The organism is uncultured Anaerobiospirillum sp. (assembly GCF_902485895.1).
GTDB lineage: Bacteria > Pseudomonadota > Gammaproteobacteria > Enterobacterales > Succinivibrionaceae > Anaerobiospirillum > Anaerobiospirillum succiniciproducens.
Genome location: NZ_CABTML010000096.1, coordinates 1 through 17,616, shown reverse-complemented (window position 1 = coordinate 17,616; position 17,616 = coordinate 1). Strand labels below are relative to the sequence as shown.

Annotated in this window: 9 protein-coding genes; 4 read left to right on the top strand and 5 right to left on the bottom strand. The window is 44.5% G+C overall.

Going from position 1 to position 17,616, the window contains the following annotated elements:
- Positions 1 to 40: 40 nt before the first annotated feature.
- Positions 41 to 1,330: a tetratricopeptide repeat protein gene (locus RDO37_RS07700; protein ID WP_308498659.1), complete on the bottom strand. Its 1,290-nt coding sequence runs from the start codon at positions 1,328 to 1,330 to the stop codon at positions 41 to 43.
- A gap of 898 nt (positions 1,331 to 2,228) precedes the next feature.
- A complete protein-coding gene (locus RDO37_RS07695) occupies positions 2,229 to 8,114 on the bottom strand; it encodes an autotransporter outer membrane beta-barrel domain-containing protein (protein ID WP_308498658.1) in 5,886 nt (1,961 codons plus the stop codon).
- Positions 8,115 to 9,434: 1,320 nt separating this feature from the next.
- Between RDO37_RS07695 and RDO37_RS07690 the strand changes: the two genes are divergently transcribed.
- The 3 genes from RDO37_RS07690 to RDO37_RS07680 all read left to right on the top strand — a co-directional run bounded on the left by RDO37_RS07690 (position 9,435) and on the right by RDO37_RS07680 (position 12,085).
- On the top strand, positions 9,435 to 10,298 hold the full coding sequence (locus tag RDO37_RS07690; RefSeq protein ID WP_308498657.1) for a DUF2262 domain-containing protein: 864 nt from the start codon (positions 9,435 to 9,437) through the stop codon (positions 10,296 to 10,298).
- Between the two features lie 609 nt (positions 10,299 to 10,907).
- Positions 10,908 to 11,435, top strand: coding sequence for a hypothetical protein (locus RDO37_RS07685; RefSeq protein WP_308498656.1), 528 nt, complete (start codon positions 10,908 to 10,910; stop codon positions 11,433 to 11,435).
- A 140-nt stretch (positions 11,436 to 11,575) separates the two neighbouring features.
- A complete protein-coding gene (locus RDO37_RS07680; protein WP_308498655.1) occupies positions 11,576 to 12,085 on the top strand; it encodes a cyclophilin-like fold protein in 510 nt (169 codons plus the stop codon).
- A 269-nt stretch (positions 12,086 to 12,354) separates the two neighbouring features.
- On the opposite strand, the gene RDO37_RS07675 is transcribed toward RDO37_RS07680, so the two are convergent.
- Both RDO37_RS07675 and RDO37_RS07670 read right to left on the bottom strand, forming a co-directional pair.
- Positions 12,355 to 13,683, bottom strand: a complete 1,329-nt coding sequence (locus RDO37_RS07675; RefSeq protein ID WP_308498671.1) for a nucleobase:cation symporter-2 family protein — start codon at positions 13,681 to 13,683, stop codon at positions 12,355 to 12,357.
- Between the two features lie 914 nt (positions 13,684 to 14,597).
- Positions 14,598 to 14,924, bottom strand: coding sequence for a helix-turn-helix domain-containing protein (locus RDO37_RS07670; RefSeq protein WP_308498654.1), 327 nt, complete (start codon positions 14,922 to 14,924; stop codon positions 14,598 to 14,600).
- 176 nt (positions 14,925 to 15,100) lie between these two features.
- On the opposite strand from RDO37_RS07670, the gene RDO37_RS07665 reads away from it, so the two are divergent.
- Positions 15,101 to 15,727 carry an NAD(P)-dependent oxidoreductase gene (locus tag RDO37_RS07665; protein ID WP_308498653.1) on the top strand — a complete coding sequence of 209 codons (627 nt, stop codon included), beginning with the start codon at positions 15,101 to 15,103 and terminating at the stop codon, positions 15,725 to 15,727.
- A gap of 257 nt (positions 15,728 to 15,984) precedes the next feature.
- Here RDO37_RS07665 and RDO37_RS07660 read toward each other — a convergent pair.
- Positions 15,985 to 17,616, bottom strand: a 1,632-nt coding sequence (locus RDO37_RS07660; RefSeq protein WP_308498652.1) for a hypothetical protein, incomplete at its 5' end; no start/stop codon positions are given.

Sequence of the window (17,616 nt, the reverse complement as noted above, 5' to 3'; positions counted from 1 at the left end):
GTGGGCGGGGCTTGAAATATATGCTAGAGAGTAATTGTGATTATTTGCCTTGAGCTTTCATAGCATCATGAACTTGCTTAGCACCAGAGCAGCCATTGGCAATACCGAGCTTACAAGCCTTTCCAAAGTAGGCATTGGCTAAGTTTAAGTTAATCTCGGTCTTGTAGTTAGGAATGTCCTTGCCGCCAGTTAAATAAAGCTGACCTAAGAAGGTACAGGCAAGGCCATTGCCTACGTCGCAAGATTTATTAAGCATCTCTAAGGCAGTCTGGGCATTTTGCTCGATAGCAATGCCGCTTAAGATATTGGTAGCAAAGAGAGTACAGGCATCGCCATTACCCATTTGGCAAGCAATATCTAAGAAGTAGTTGGAGTCCTTATCATTGCCAGCTAAATGTAGTTGCATGGCATTTTGCAGGCACACATCAGCATTACCTGCCAAGCAAGCTTGCTTGGTGTATTTAATGGCCTGTTCGCCTTGATTGAGCTGAGTGTGGTAATTAGCTAAATCTAAGCAAGCCTCTGGGGTATTTAAGTTACAAGCTATATCAAAGAGCTTAAAGGCCTCAGACTTGTCAGATTCAGTTGCATCTGCTTTTTGGCTAGCTTGAGTGTAGAGCATTTGACCTTGGTAGTAGCAGCCTAAGCCGATATTGCCATCGCCTTTCTTAACGTGCTCGCTCTTGGCCTGAGCATAATCGCAGCTTGAGGCAAATAAGGATAGGGCCATAGCATTATCCTTAGTCTCGCCCTTGCCATCGCGGTATAAAGTACCGAGCTGCGCACAAGCAAATGGATCACCAAGCTCACAGCCACGCTTTAAGATACGAGCGCCTAATTTGTAATCAATCTTAGGACTACGCTCGGAGATGTAGTAAGTACCGTAAACGCCTAATGCCTTTGACCAAATATCGCAGGCTTGTTGATTGCCGCTTGAGCATGACTTTTCAAGATTAAAGCCAGCAAGCTTAATATTAACTTCGATATCCTGATTAGTATCGATAGCTAAAGTAGCGTAGTGAGCACCTAAGGTAGTACAGGCCTCAGTATCATGGCCAGATTCGCATTTATGGGTAAGGTCGCGAATCTGCTCTCGGGAAAGAATGTTTTGACCTGATGCTACATGGGAGTTAAAGGTGCTTGCCTTTGCCTCAGTTATGAGGCTCATGGAACCTAAGATTAAAGCTGCAGCAACAGTGATTAAGGAGATCTTAGCAAATGGATGATTGCTAAGGTTTGAACTAGCTGCGGTGGAAGTGCAAGCAGAGTTTGAATAAGCGTTACTTGCACTGATGCTATCGAGCTGAGCGCTCTTATTTTTGATGAACATATCAATACCTCAACTAGTCACTTGTGTTTGTCGATTAACCCTAAATATACCATTAAGCGGCCCATAATCTTGATATGAACCGTAAAAAGCATAGTGTATGAATGCTGCGTCACAATTTTTAACATGATTTTTTGTCTGTAACTAGGAATATCGCTAAATCGGCGCTTTGCGGTGCATTTTCGTGAAACAAAGTTGCAAAAGTTTCACGACAAGCACTATCAAATAATTAAAACATAACACTAAGTTAAGAACGTTACATTGCAGTAAGTGAAAACGTAAAACAATAACCCTGCAATCACAGGTACAGCATCACCACAGCAACAGATATAAAGACCAGCACAGCCGCCAAAGCAGCCTAGCAAACAGCTAATCAACTTTAGCCATGATGCCTTCTAAGCTAGCGGTGAAGAGAAGGTAAAAAATGACAAGACAAAATGAAGAGGCACTTAGAAAGTAGGGCCATCCGCCCCCAAGCTATTAGCTTGTCGCGCACAAATAAGCGCTTAAGAAAACAGAACATGCCATATGAGTCGCATGTAGCAACGGCCTAGAGATGCTTTGGCATGTAAGCGGCCAAGCAGCAGGTGCACGTGCGTGCAAAGATATGAGAATGGGCAATAACTTATGCTAGAGAGTAGGCATGCGCGTAAAGAGCAAGGCATTAGCCAACAAGCTCATATCACCATGAGTACATGTCAGACGCCTAAGATAATTGCTGCACGTACACATTGCCTGAGCATGAGAGCACTCTACTTTAGGCCGTGCATGAGCAAAAACAACTTTATGCCGTGCATTAGCAAAGGCGGCTGCCCAAAAACAACAAAGGCAGGATTACTCCTGCCTTGTAGCAGCTTGCCAGAAACTCTGGCAAGCGCATGATGATTGATAACTGCTCTTATTAGAAGAGGTAGCGGCAGCTTGCGCTGAAGCCTAAGTTATCAGTGTTAGATGATGAGGTGTAGTTCAGGCCTGCAGACATACCTAAGTTACCAGTCTCACCATTAATACCTAAGGTTAAGCCGTAGCTGAAGTTATCCATAACCTCGGTATCAGTATCGGTGGTCAGGTTAGCAACATTTGCCCACTTGAATGAACCCTTGTAAGAGTTGTCACCGAAGTTACCAGTTACAGTGAAGTCAGCATATGGGGTAACGATCCAGTTGTCAGATGCGTATGCCTGAGCAATGGTTACACCAACAGGGACTGAGATTACGCTCATCTTATCAGAGGAGAATGAACCAGCATCAGTAATGCTGTAGTCATCAGCCTCGATCATGGAGTAACGCAGACCCATGTGTGGGGTAACTGCCATCTGATTGAAGTCGAAGGTGTACTGAGCGTTAACGCCTAAGCTCATGTTAGTAGCACTAGAGTCAGCCTTGATGGTCTCATCGGTGATGAAAGCCTTAACCTCGTTATCAATCTTGGTGTAGCTTACATCAGCAACTACAGCAAAACGGTCTACGTTGTAACCAGCGTATACAGATAAGCCATAGAAGTCGAAGTCGCTAGAGGCAGTAGATGCCTGACCCTTGCCTTTAGCATCACCAGAACCGATGTTAAAGAGCACACCAGCACGAAGCTGTGGGGTGAACTCAAAGTCACCACCAAAGGCTACGCCAGTGGTATCAACATCAACACCGTAGCTTACGCCCTCAGAATCAAAGCCATCAGACTCGAACTGATTCATCATAGGAGCTACGAATGCGCTACCACCCATATTGTTCTGAGCTGCAATGAAGTCAACTGGGGATGAGCCAATTGAAAAGCGAGCAGCAACAGCGTTAGTAGTGACGTTGCCTGCAGCAATAGCTGAGTGAGCAACACCAGAGTAAGCACCTAAACGGGTGATGGTATCAACATCGTGACCGTAGTTGAGGTTCTGAGTGATGTTCTCTAAGAAGCGGTTGTTAACCTTGGTGTAAACCTTATCACCAATGTGCATGTAGTTCTTAATCTCAGCACCTGTTAAGACAGTATTGCCCTTCTTGTACTCGCTGGTATTCTTATCGAAAGTTACGCCAGCAACAAAATCACCGTGCAGCTTAGTACCGTTTGCAAACTCCTTCTTAGCATAAGCAACGATGGTGTTGCGAGCAGGGTGAGATGCATCGTGGTAGCTCTTATCCAGAACGTCCTTGTTAAAGGTCAGCTGGAAGCCATTAGCATCAGTCTGCTTTCCCTTCTCCATGATGAACTCATAAACACCACTTAAGGTGGTTGCCTTGAGGTCATTGCCGTTGATGGTTACACCACCTGAACCTGCAGCAGCATCAGTATCAGCGAATAACTTGATGTTATCCATAGAGCTGAAGTCACCGGTTAACAGTACAGTGGAGTTCTTCTCAGCGTATACAGAAGCATTTTGCTTATTGAACTTGATAGCAGCGTTCTGAGAACCATTAGTTTCGAAGCTGTTAACTGCGGCATCAGCTGAAACAGCTAAAGCAGCGCCTTCACCGATGTATGCAGCATTGTTGTTTACTGCATCCTTGTATGCTTGATCGCCACCAGTATTGCCTAAGTCCTTGTTGTACTTCTCAAGGCCACGCTTAGGATCGATGATGAGCTTGCTGTCAGTAGCGCCTACAGTTACATTCTTGGCAACGTACATGATAGAGCCATAGCCCTCGGAGCTTAAGCTACCAGTTCTTGGATCTAAGTAGTCAGCAAAGAGCTCTTGTAACTTCTCTAAGGTCTTATCGCTCTTCTCAACACCAACAGCTAAGATGGAGTTTTGCAGAGCAATAGCCTTACCGTCTACGGTACCTGCAGAGCCCTTAGTAGTGTCAAAGTTTGCTTCACCAAAGCCAGCAACAGAAACGATAGAAGCTGCACCGCCAAAATCTGGATCAGCGATTAAGTCACCGCCGTTGAGCTTTACGGTGTTAGCAACTAAGTAACCAGTGGAGCTGCCAATTGCTACATCGATATTATTGGTGTTCTTAACAGTCTTGCTATCCTGACCTACGATCAGCTGAGTTGCACCTTGATTCTTAGCAGCAAGGGTGATGTGCTTAGCATCTAAGGTTGCACCTTGGGCTACTGTAATGCTCTTGTCTTGGGCAACAGTCATAGTCTCGGTTACCTTAGTGGTACCGCCGTTATTAATGAGACCGTGGCCCTTGATGTCTAAAGTGCCGATGGTGTTGTTGCCACCGAGCTTAGTATCGTAGTCGCCCTTTGTAGGATCCTTAGAGGCTTGAGAGAAGGTAGCAGTCTTAGCAGTGATGTCACCAGCGAAGTTTGCCTCCTCAGAGACAGTTAAGTCCTTGCCTTCCATCTTAAGAGCTACACCCTTAGATGCTAAGGACTTAAGGTTCTTAACAGTTACGTTTGCAGTAACTTCAAGCTCGCTGCCAATCTCAAGGTCAACAATGTCCTTGATCTCGCCAGTGACCTTAGTCTTGCCAAAGATCTGCACTGCGTTGTTTGTGCCGGCATTTTGACCTGCAATACCTGCAAGCTCAGTTATAGGGGCGTCATCCTTGCTGCTAATAACTAAGGTGGTCTTGTTATCCTTGTCGGTACCGTTGTTGATGGTAATTGCACCAGCCTTACCACCACCACTAAGAGTTAAGTAGTTAGCTTCATTGATAGTAATCTTGCCGGCATTAGTGCCATTAGATACAAAGAAGCCGCTGTTTCCTGAAGCATTAGCTAAGGTGGTGTTACCATCAACGGTCAGTGTGTCAGTACCATTCTTAAGAGCAACTGCACCAACTGAACCCTTGAATGAGGTGCCATCAACGTCAGTTACAGTAGCCTTTGATAACTTGTCAGAAGTTACGCTAGAAACGGTGTCCTGGAAGTTCTTGTAATCAGTCCATGAAACCTTATCGCCACTGATAGTCAGGCCCTTGATGTCTGCATTACCGATGTTGATGAAGCCTGTTAACTGATTGTTTGATCCACCAGTAAAGCCGCTAAAGAGCTTGTCCTTTAATTTATCGAGGCCAGAAGCACTGATGGTGATAGTCTTCTCTTTATCAGTTGCTAAAGCGCCTAAGTCTAAGTTAAAGGTAGCGTTCTTGCCCATTGTGAACAAGTCGTCTTTAAAATCACTACTGAATTCAACAGTGTCGCCAGATACCTTAGTAATAGCGTTCTTGACTGCCTCAGTGCCTAAGGTAACTTCAGAGTTTGCACCCATTGTTACAATGCCAGTTGTGGAAGTGGCAGCTGTAATAGGATTGGTCTTCTCTTTACCAGTAATAGTTAAGGAACCGCTAACCTGAATGGCACCAGTAGCACCACCGCTTACGGTCTCAAAGGTAGCAGAAGAGCCACGGTTGATGGTGAGACCATCTTGCTTAGCTACGGTTAATTCAGTACCGTTGAAGGCTGCATTTGCGTACTTGTCAGCGGTTGTATCAGCATAACCAATAGTAACTGAACCGTCAGTTACCTTTAACTTTTTACCATTCCACTCGCCAGACTCAACGCCTACAATACCGTTAGTCTGTACTTCGATATTGGTAGCGCTGCCACCCTTGGAAGTAACTAACTCACCCTTCTCGTTAGTAGAAACAGCACCGAGTAAGAGCTTTGACTTGGTGTGGTCATCTGTACCTGAACCACTTACAACAACAAATACGTCTTTAGCAGAATCTGGAGCAGCTAAGCCAGATGAGAGCTTATAAACACCATCACCTAACTTAAAGTCAACGTCTGTTTTATCTTTCTTAGCATTTAAAGTAAGGGTTGAGGCAACTAAGGTACCACTAACTGCATAATGAGCATTAGTGCCGGCATCACCAGTGTAGTTGATGGTAAGGCCGCTATTTGCCTCTAAGGTACCACCAATTGTCTGACCAGTACCAGAAGTAGTGATATCAGCAACATAGATTGGATTATTCTTGCCAGTGCCGAGCTCTAAAGTTACTGCATCGCTAAAAGCAAGAGTACCCTTTTCGCCAGCCTTAAACTGTACGCTCTGTAATGGATCTGTTTTAGCTTCTGCAACTGCTTTTACCTGCTCGTTGCTGATTACTAGGCGACCTTCATCTTCAGCGCTAAAAACTGTCTGGTTAGAATCTGAGCCAGAAGCCTCTAACTTTGCCTTAGAGATATCTAAAACAGAGCTCTTGCCAGTTGCCTTTGCGGTAAAGGCTGCTGCAGTAGAACCAGTTACGATGATCTTGGTGTCTTTGTCAAAGGTTAAGCTGGATACTGCACCACCAGAAGCATCGGTGTTCTTAACAGTGATAGATCCGCTTGTTAAGGTCATGTCACCTGAGGTGTAGTTGAACTTACCACCATCAACCTCAAGGCCACCAGTAGCAGTTGACTTGCCGATAATTACGTTGCCAGATACCTTGCCTTCGCCAGCAGTTACCTTGTCATCAGCAACAGCAACATTACGGAGCTTAACAGTCTCGTTAAGAGTTACAGACTTACCAGCAAACTCAACGTTCTTTGCCTCTAAGCTAGCAACGCCAGTAGCAAAGTCATATGCCTTATTGTTGTTCTTGTCTTCTTCGTTCTTACCAATGGTGAGCTTGTCGGCCTTTACATCGAGGTGAGTTGCATTTTGAACTGCCTCAGTAATAACGATATTAGAGCCGCCTAAAGCACCACCAGTAGCAGCACCCTGACTAATCGCGCCATCGGTAGTGGTATCTGCAAAGGTCAGATCCTTTAAGTTAACTTCATCAGTGATGTAAAGAACACCACCAGACTTCAGATCTACAGAGCCCTTGTTGCCAGTGCCCTTGCTATCTAAGTAGCCTAATAAGGTGTCCTTACCAATCTTAAATACAGCCTTATCAAACTTAGATGTATTCTGGCCATCACCAATAACGATCTTGTCGTTAGTGCCAGAAGCATTTGACTTGAGCTCAACGTGCTTATCGATGTTTACAACACCAGTATTGATGTTTAATGTGCCACCAACATTTACCTTGCTGGTCTCTTTCTCAGCGCCAGTAATGGTCATCTGACCTGGCTTGCCAGTACCGATCTCAGCGAGATCTACGTTTAACTCACCATTAGCCTCAACAGAGATGTTTGAAGAGGTGAAAGTAGAGCTCTGTACCTTGTAGTTGGTCTTACCACCGAAGGTGAAAGTTGAACCCTTCTCAGCAACTAAAGATGAACCCTGAATGGTGTTGTCCTTAGTACCCTTGGTCTCGACCTTACCATTGCCCTTAACAACGATTGATGATGAGGTGCCGCCTAATACATTGGTACCGGTACCGCTTAAGGTAACAGTAGCACCGTCACCAGACTCGTCATTACCGATAACGATGCTGTTAGCTGCTAAGTTAACTGTAGCGTCAGCGTCGGTAGTATTTACGGTTACATTACCCTTCTTGATGTTAACTGAACCTAAGTCAACTTTTAAGTTTGCGCCAGAATCAGATGACTCTAAGGTTAAGCCATTCTTGGCATCAACCTCTAATGCACCTTCACCAGTTAAGGATAAGGTCTTGCCTTTACCAGTAGCAGAGATTTTAGCGCCAGTAACCTTGTCACCCACAAGAGAGAGCTTCTGCTTTTCTGAGAGAGTTAAAGTCTTGTCTTCGGCAGAGGTGATGTTTAAGGATGTATATTCACCCTTTGCAGGATCGGTAGAGGTCTCGCCATTGATGACTAAAGTGTCTGAGGCTTCAAGTGCCTTATCCCAGCCTGCTACATCTAAGGTATTGGCGGCGTTAGCCTGAGCGGCGGCGAGGAAAGAGGTTAAAGCAACGGCTGTGGTAATGCCTGAGACGTATGCGCTTTTGAATACGGCGCGATACTGGGCCATTAAAAACTTAATAGCGTTATTAGTCTGCTTCATTGGTTATTAAATCCGCAAAAGTGAAGGGTGGAACAAACTTAAGTTTTGTCAACCAAGACCACCAAAAATCAGGGGCCTTATGGAAAGCACTTAGCCGTCTTGTGCAGCATTGGCCGCACTGACAATCCAAGATGGTAGTAACTATCTTGGTGGTGGAGCGCTTGGTTAGTAAAGATTGCTAGTTCTAAAAGACTGTGTACTCTTGTTTAAGAGTGGGGGAGCACTGGGCTCTTTAAAATATGTAAGAGCATCAAGTGCAAAGAATTCTGTTTACAAGGAGTTGGTAACAACAGCTTGTTTGTATTGACGCGTGTTAGAACGAGTTCTAAGTTTAAGTCTGTGAACTAGCTCGTAAAATACTGCAAATTATATCATCACTACATCACGTTTTTTGCAAACTGCGTATATATACTTGTCTAACCTTATTTATGCTTGCTGGCAAGAGACTATTTAGAGTTTGCCTAAGCCTTGAAAATGCTTATTTTCAGTAAGGTTTGGCTAGTGAACATGTCGATTGAAGATAGATAACCTAATCATTGGTCTAGCTACTTATGATGACATAATCATGAAGTGGTGGCCTTTTTTGCTTTAAACGCTTAAATGCAGGGGCTATGTGCGGGCGATGTGGCATAGTGCAGAAGATGGCCTTAGTGAGTTCGAGCTTAGTCGGTGGCTACTCATTAAGGCTTAGGCTATATCTTTTGTATATTTTGCTTAAGTCTTCATCTCTATTTGGCTACAGAGCTCGAGCCTTGATAGACCTGCTTATGTCGAGGGGTAGAGTATAGAGAGTATCTCTTAGCTGTAGTGGAAGTCGGTGGCAAGGTATTGGCTTTTGCTGCGGTGTGTTCGTGAGCTGATTTAGTGGTGCTGCGTGCTTGTCTGCTTGAGTCGTTGGTGTGGGCTATTCATTGTCAGGTAAAAATACACTATCCAATGCCAGCCAAGTACTCATTTGAGGTTTGGGCACAGTACTACCAGGCTTTTTTCTTATCTTGACCAAAAGTTCGAGAGTATAGTCCTTTTGATAGCAGGAGAGTTAATACAAAGCTCTTACCTTGGTATCTAAAGATAGTACCAGTCATAGCTCTCTTTAAGCTATTGTATCAGCGCATAGACTTTGTCACTTCAAGCTGTGACAACATTCTTTGTGCTTTAGCCTTTCCATATTGTTTGGCTATTTTAGTGTGCCACTGACTAAGAGAGTCTCCCTTTTACTGAAAACGATGGGGACGGTTCTTTGCTGCGATATTCACTTATACTTATACAGGCTAAATTTTTACAAAATTAAGCCTAAGCCTAAGCCTAAGGAGCTGTGCTATGTACGAAGCATTTTATAAAAAATATGAAAGTGAAGTTTTTACTGCCACTATTTTAGTTAAAGATAATTTAGGTATTGGCCACATTGGCGGTTACGGTAACTTTAGTTGCAAAATACTTGCTATGGTCTTACCTGATGGTACTTTAATCGATAATGAGCTTACCCTTAACTGGCCTGTTGACTGGGAAAATGCTCCACGATCAGAAACCTTTGATCGCCTTAAAGCACTTCATACTTATGAAGTTGAAGTCTCCAAATACTTAATTGATCCTGACACAATGGATGAGAGCCGTCAGGAGTATTTCTCAAAAGAATATTGTTTACACAAAGTACTTAAGTCCGATATTGAGCACAGCGCCTTACAGGCTATTAAAGAAGAGTTTTTACGTGAAGTTGCGATAAATGATCCTATGCTAGGCAAAATTGTTTTGGATAAGAATATGGGCAACTTTGTATCAGAGGTTGACTGGTGTGCAGGCCAAGACAACGCAAGTAAGGTGCAACTGTATTTAGATGTGGATGAAGACAATGTCGATGCTTGCACTCAATCTCTTAGCCATGCCCATACCATGTTCCAAGCACAAGAGAAGTTTGACCGCTTGATGCGCGAATATGCTGCCAAAAGCCTTCTCGAGGATGCTAATGCTTGGATAGCCGACGACGATGAGCAATCACAACTTTACCCCAACGGCCTAAGCCTTGAAGACTTCATGAAACGTATTAGACTAAGTGAGCTATCCATTGAGTCTGATGGGTCAATTTGCGCCTACTATGATGACGATGACATGTTTTGGGGCCATGTCATTATTGTTGAAGGAACCATACCAAACTTAACATTTGAGCGTGCTTATATTGCAGGGTGATAGCGACCCACTCATCATAGATGAAGCAGCCTTTACCCCATACCATCAGCCATACTGCTCTTGCTCTGCCCCGCCATGGCCTATGCCAGGGCTTGTGCCAGAGCCACAGGGCCAAGGGCAAGCGCTGGCAGCGGGCGATTTGGCATACTGCAGAAGATGGTCTTAGTTAGTTCGTGCTTTGGCGGTGGCTACTCATTAAGTTTAGGCTATATCTTTTGCATCTTGTGCTTAAGTCTTCTTTCTCTAGATGGATACAGGGCACGTGCCTTTATAAACCTGCTTATGCCGAGGGATAGAGTTTAGAGTGTTTGTCTTAGCTGCAGTGGAAGTCGGTGCTATGGATTGTTTTTGCTGCGATGGCGTGTTCGTGAGCTGATTTAGTGGTGCTGAGCGCTTGTCTGCTTGAGTCGTTGGTGCGGAAGTATTGTGGCTTTGTGACGCGCCGTGCTATACAAAGCTAAGCATTGGTGCTTTAATCGTGGGTCGTCAATTCTTTTAGTAAGATTTGAGCAAGTGCTTGGTTGCATGGCTGTACTGCAGCATTGAGTATTATGTCGTGGTTTGGCTTGTACTTAAGACCATGGTTCTTGTGTCAATTGAGGTGAGATTATGAGCGATTCGTTCTTTGCTAAGCTGCGTGAGAGTGCTGAGGAGCACGGCTATTTTGCAGTGCTGACTGTAGATTTTGAAGATGAAGGTCGCGATTACGATCGTCGTGATGAGTTTGTCGACAAGGGCTTTTGGGAATACCCTGGCAAGAATCATGTAATGGAGGATCGTGTCTGCAATCTCTTTGTTGGCGATGTAGTGCTGCTTAAGACTGCTATGAGTGTAGCCTCTGGTTTAGAAGCATATGGTGTTACTAAGCCTATGCAGGCAATGTGTCTGCTTGCTGCAGGCAAGGTAGTAGAAAATGGCTTAGATGGTCATAACGTCCGTATTGAATGGCAACGCTTTGAAGAACCACTAAACTTCTTTGCTTTAGACACTAAAGAGCCTATTGAGCTTTTCAAGCTCGGTCAAAAGAGCGATAGCTTGGATGCTGAGCGGGCGCTGTTAGACTTTGCTTTAGTTGAGCCTAAGCAAGACTTAGAGGCATTTTTAGCAGATGAGCGTTGGGCTTCATTAAAAGATTAGCTCATTAGTCAAAGCTTAACTTGATTAAGTGCGATGCCCTTAGGTTACTTTGGGTTAACTCTAAGAGCTAGTGCTTTTAAGTAACGGCCTCTTGTCCTTGGCAGTACCAACACATATGCTGCTGTATACTTGGATTTTCTATGAACTTAAGAAACTTAACCTGCCTTAGTGCTATAGCGCTGTTTACATCTTTATCCATGCCACTTGCTCAGGCAGAGTCTGACAATGGCATTGCAGGCACACAATCTACCTTGCTTGATAACCTCCCACAAGATCGTGAGCTTAGTGAGTTTAAGGTAGTGATGAAGCTACAGCAGGGATCAGAGATTCGTCTTGAGCTCAATAACTCCAATGTCAGCCGTGATTTACTCAACCGTTTGCCATTACGTATCGATTTAGATACTAATGGAGCCGGCGGCTTAGTCTTTAGTCTTAATGATGGCCTCTTACATGAAGGCGATCGCGAGCTTAATGAGGTAGGCCCTCAAGATGTGGTCTATGACCCTCAGCTTAAGCGTGTCACTTTTGCTTTGGTCGACAGCCCAGAGCTTGCAGGTTGCTACAAGATTGGTGAGATTTCTGAAAAAGCAGTCAAAACCTTATCCGACTATAAGCCTGCAGTAGCTTTCTTAGAGGCTCGCCATAAGTAGACACTTGGGTCTAAGGCTGTATTTGTACTGGATGTAGTGGCCAGCTGTGCGCTAGAAATCCGTTGGTCATGGTTAGTGCAGATGGCTTTTTAGAGCTGTTGGATTGGGCAGGATGTCGAGGGCGATGACGCTAGTGAGTTGTTGCGCTGGATGTTGAGTCCTGATTGCGCTGGTTAGCTGTTGGGCAGGGTGATGAGGTGAGATGCGCTAGGATGCGCTAGAGGGCCAATAGGCTTACTCTAGCGCATTGAGTGTGGGGTGAGCTTAAATTAGTCTTCTACAGACTGAGGCTCTTCTTTAATCTGGATGAGGATGTTGGAGACGATGGCAGCAACACCACCAGTGGTAATACCAGAGCTAAAGATGTTCTTAATCATTTCAGGGAACTGCTTTAATACATCTGCTACCAGCTCAACAGACAGACCGAATGAGAAAGAGATGGCCATAACTAAGATGGCTTTACGGTTGATGTGCTGAGAGGCAATGATACGAATACCAGAAGCTGCAACAGTGCCGAACATGAGTAAGGTAGCGCCGCCTAAAACTGGATCTGGGATTAAAGAGAAGATGTAGCCAACTACAGGGAAAATGCCCAGGATGATTAAGAAGCCGGCAATGTAGTAACCAACGAAGCGGCTAGCTACACCAGTAAGCTGAATCATGCCATTGTTCTGAGCAAAGATAGAGTTAGGGAATGAGTTTAAGATACCGGCAACCATGGAGTTGAAGCCGTCAGCTAAGATACCACCAGAGGCACGCTTGATAAAAGCTGGGCCTTCTACTGGCTCCCCTGAGATGAGGGAGTTGGCAGTAACGTCACCATAAGCTTCGATAGCGGTAATTAAGTACACAATGCCTAAAGCAATAATGGCAGAGATATCAAAGTCGATACCATACTTAAATGGCATTGGAACATTGAAACCACCATAGCTTTGTACTTGTGAAAAATCGACACGACCCATAGAAAAAGCTACTGCATAACCAATAGCTAGGCCGATAACGATGGAGCTCATACGTAAGTAGCGATTAGAGCTACGATTGAAAATGAGGATGGAGATTAATACTAAAGCAGCTAAGCCTAAGTTTTCCATGCTACCAAAGGTACCATTGCTCATAGCACCAAAACCACCACCACAAGCAGTGATACCCACCTTAATTAAGGACAGACCAATTAAGGTTACTACAATGCCTGAAACTAATGGAGTGATGATCTTACGAGTAAAGCGCAGCACACGGCTTACGGCCATTTCAACAAAGGAGCCAGCGATTACAGCACCAAAGATCATGGATAAACCGCCAGTGGCACCTGCAGCAATGATTGGGGCGATAAAGGAGAAAGATGTACCCTGAATACATAAAAGACCGCAGCCAATAGGACCAAGCTTACGGCACTGAATGAAGGTGGAGATACCTGAGGCAAATAAAGACATGGAGACTAAGAAAGAGGTAGTCTCAATATCAAAGTTTAGGGCACCTGCAATGATCAGAGGAGGAGTAACAATAGCTACGAAGATAGCTAATAAGTGCTGAAGTGCTGCAAAAAAGGCATCTTTAACTGGAGGCTTATCATTAAGACCGTAGATAAGCTCAGACTTCATCTCCTTTACAGTGCCATTAGGCTCATGATAGCTAATATCTACACCCTTAGCATTATCGCTAGTGGCCTGTACGGACTTGTTTTCTTGCTCTGACATGTGAACAGTTACCGTCAACAAAAAGTTTTAAAGAACAGCCTACTGTTACTCCCCTCCACTAAAAGAGTTCTACACATAATGAGTGCAGGCATGATGGTTTTGGAGCCACAGAAAGCTAAAAGGATGAGCGGTATTGTACACGCAAAAAGTGATTTTGCGCGTCCAAAATCACACTTTTTGTTTTACCATCTTGCATAAAAATAATACTCGTATCTCGGCAAGATGCACTTGTATCCAAGAATCAGCTATTTTCCCGCGACCAGTGAAAAAAGATGTGCTCATCCCAATACATATTTCTTATTATTGAGCCTACCTGATTGTTATCTATAAACATAAGGAGCTCCACCTCAAGCCCAATAAAGCTAAGCCAAGCTTAGTTAAGCAAGGTCAAGCCAAACCCAAGCATGGTAGTGTTATCAGAGACGGTTAACGCAATACTTACTAACATAAAAAAAGGGCTCATCAGCGGTGGCTCGTGAAGATGCTTAGTAACGCAAAGCAAAGTGATACGACGCTAACAATTACAGTTAGCCAGAGTAAAGAAGCACTCTAAAGCATTAAAAAAAGCAAACTATTGTCCAAGCAACAGCACCGCCATAGTCGCATCGGAGTTAAGATGATTTACCTGAGCTTAACTTTGTGGGCTCACAAGATTCAGTGCTGCTAGTAGCACATTACATTACATTATCAGGTGATGGCATTAAAAGGGCCTTGCTATGGCCATTAAATGCTTTTGTGAGCAGTACTAAACTCCAGACTAAAAGTGCACCGAGTGCAGGTTTAGCATGGAGTATTGAGCTTTAACTTGCAGCTTATACTTAGAAGGCACTGGCTGTCTTTTTGTATTCAGTACCCCACTTGTGCATCGCATCTAAAATGGGACGTAAGCTCTGTCCTGTATCTGTTAGGGTATATTCAACTCGTGGTGGTACTTCTGCATATACTTTTCGTTTAACTAAGCCGCTTTCTTCCATAGCTCGTAAATTTGAAGTTAAGACTTTCTGGGAAATACTGCCCACAGAGCGTTTCAATTCTCCAAACCTTTTAGTGCCATCAAGCAGATCACGTATGATTAGCACTTTCCAGCGATCACTAATCAGCTGCAAAGTAATTTCTACAGGACATGCAGGTAATTTTTTCTCCATAGAACCTCATATATTCACAATTGTTTCTTTTAGGTAACTATAGCACAAAAAAGTGCTTACTTTACTCAAAGTATATACAGATATATTATGACCTCAACAGATGAACGTATGTTGCATTAAGTTAAATTTGCCAATGCAACATCATTACCTTTAATTAAGAATGACGGGAATTGAAAATGAAGATTGCAGTTATTTGTGCTAATGGTAAGGCAGGTAAGCTTATTGTTAACGAGGCTGTCAACAGAGGCTTAGACGTGACCGCAGTAGTACGCTCTGAGAACCAAAGCGCTGCCACAAACGTCATCACTAAAGACCTTTTTGATCTCACTAAAGATGATTTAGCTCCATTTGATGTAGTGATTGACGCATTTGCTGCTTGGACTCCTGAGACTTTACCTGAACACAGCAGATCTTTAATGCATCTTTGTGATCTTTTAAGTGGCTCCAAGACCCGACTTTTAGTAGTAGGTGGCGCTGGTAGCTTATATGTAAATCCTGAGCACACCTTACAGGTAATGGATGGCGAAGGCTTCCCAGATATGTTTAAGCCATTAGCTAATAATATGGGCAAGGCTCTTAGCGAGCTTAGAACTAAATCTGATGTGCAATGGACATATTTAAGCCCAGCTTGCGATTTCCAACCTGAAGGTGCAAGACAGGGTAAATACCTTTTAGGTGGTGAAGAGTTAACTCTAAACGCTCAAGGCCAGAGCGTAATTAGCTACGCCGATTATGCTATTGCTATGATTGATGAAGCTATTAATGGCCAACACATCCAACAGCGAATTTCTGTAGTAGCTTAAGCCTAAAAGGCCAAAGCTAGGGCATGGCCATAGCCATAGCCATAACTACAGCGGCAGCAATAGCTATAGCTGCAGCAATAGCTATAGCTGGCGCAACAGGGAGCGGGGCATAAAGACAACTACCCGAGCCTCGGCATGTGCAAATTAACAAGTACTGGCAGTAAAAGGTCTAAGGCGCAAGGCACTTGCAAATGCTTAGGCCCCAAAAAAAACAAAGGCCACCTTATGGTGGCCTTAAAGATGATGATCTAATTTGCTTAGAGCTTTTCGTCATATGGATCATCAAAGTCGTCAATGAGCTCAGCTGCGAGGCTAGCAAGAGAGTTTGAACTCTTATGCATAATTTGCTCATATGAGGTTGGATCGATTTCGATATCATCGATCTCTTCTTCATCCTCACTAAACTCATCAGCTAAAAGATCAGGGCTGACAAAAGACTCAGCAACGACATCTGCCACTGCCGCTTGTACGGCACGAGCAGCATCATCAGTTGCCTCGAGATTAGCTGCAGCTCCTGACTCAGAGACGAGTTTGTTTTCAACTACAGCACTCTCATCTTCGTGATCCACAAAGCGAGTTGGAGTTGCAAAAATCACGTCCTCAGAGATGAGTGGGTCATGTACTAAAGCAGATGGCTCTTGCTCAGACTCGCTATCATTGTGCTCGCTATGATCGGCAACTTTATCATCTTCATGATGAGTATTAGCCTCTTCAATAGCATGCTCAAAGGCCTCAACTGACTCCTCAGTCTCACTGCGCTCTTCAATGACTAAAGTGCCAGCTTCCTCAGAAGTCTTGCTCTTTGCGGCTTTAGCATTGTAGAAGTAGCCACCGTGCATCTCCTGACTTAAGGCATTGATGAGATTTTCGGTAGTCTCATTAGCTGCAATATAACCAGAGCTTGCAATGGCCACTGCATCAGTAGCACTTAAGGCAGCGTCTTTATTTACATCGCTAGCCTTGTCAGCAATTGATGCCTTAGAGCTAATCTCAGATACATTTAATGGAGTATTGATAGAGCTCTTGCCTGAAATAATGGCAGAAAGCTCTTCAAGGCTCTGATGGGTGTACTCTGCAGTTACATTAACCTTAGCAGCGCCTACAGAAATCTTTTGAGCAGGGGCATCTTTATCATTGCGGACAGTCTTATAAGAGATGCTAGTTGCAAGATCCTCTTCACGAATGTCTTGTACAGGTGCACTCTCAGCGCTCTTGATCTCATTAGCAGCTGCACTTTCCTTAACCGCAGCTGATGAAGTAGTAGATACTGAAGTCTCAACTGCAGCAGCGTCATTCTTCTTAGCCATGTGCTCAAGGCGTAGTTGAGCAATCTGCAGTCTAACCTTACGCTTAATGCGAGCAATTTGAGACTTGCTCAGTGGCTCACCAGCATTGCGCTCCTTAGCTGCAGCAAAAGCTTCATCAGATAAACGAGTACGCTCGCTAGCTAAGAAAGCCTCAATCTCTGGATCAAGACCTTCGCTCTCGCTTGACTCGCTCTCCTCTGACTCTTCTTCAGCAGCCTTACGCTCGGCTTCAATACGGGCGGCCTCTTCAGCAGCCTTACGCTCAGCTTCGATACGGGCTGCTTCTTCAGCAGCCTTGCGCTCAGCTTCGATACGGGCAGCCTCTTCAGCAGCCTTACGCTCAGCTTCGATACGAGCAGCCTCTTCAGCAGCCTTACGCTCAGCTTCGATACGGGCGGCCTCTTCAGCAGCCTTACGCTCAGCCTCAATACGGGCAGCCTCTTCAGCAGCCTTACGCTCAGCCTCAATACGTGCAGCTTCTTCAGCAGCCTTACGTTCAGCCTCAAGACGGGCGGCTTCTTCGGCAGCCTTACGCTCAGCCTCAATACGTGCAGCTTCTTCAGCAGCCTTACGTTCAGCCTC

Excerpts from the sequence above, each read along its gene's own strand:
- RDO37_RS07700 (WP_308498659.1), bottom strand. The coding sequence starts at position 1,330 with ATGTTCATCAAAAATAAGAGCGCTCAGCTCGATAGCATCAGTGCAAGT.
- RDO37_RS07695 (WP_308498658.1), bottom strand. The coding sequence starts at position 8,114 with ATGAAGCAGACTAATAACGCTATTAAGTTTTTAATGGCCCAGTATCGC.
- RDO37_RS07690 (WP_308498657.1), top strand. The coding sequence starts at position 9,435 with ATGTACGAAGCATTTTATAAAAAATATGAAAGTGAAGTTTTTACTGCC.
- RDO37_RS07685 (WP_308498656.1), top strand. The coding sequence starts at position 10,908 with ATGAGCGATTCGTTCTTTGCTAAGCTGCGTGAGAGTGCTGAGGAGCAC.
- RDO37_RS07680 (WP_308498655.1), top strand. The coding sequence starts at position 11,576 with ATGAACTTAAGAAACTTAACCTGCCTTAGTGCTATAGCGCTGTTTACA.
- RDO37_RS07675 (WP_308498671.1), bottom strand. The coding sequence starts at position 13,683 with ATGAAGTCTGAGCTTATCTACGGTCTTAATGATAAGCCTCCAGTTAAA.
- RDO37_RS07670 (WP_308498654.1), bottom strand. The coding sequence starts at position 14,924 with ATGGAGAAAAAATTACCTGCATGTCCTGTAGAAATTACTTTGCAGCTG.
- RDO37_RS07665 (WP_308498653.1), top strand. The coding sequence starts at position 15,101 with ATGAAGATTGCAGTTATTTGTGCTAATGGTAAGGCAGGTAAGCTTATT.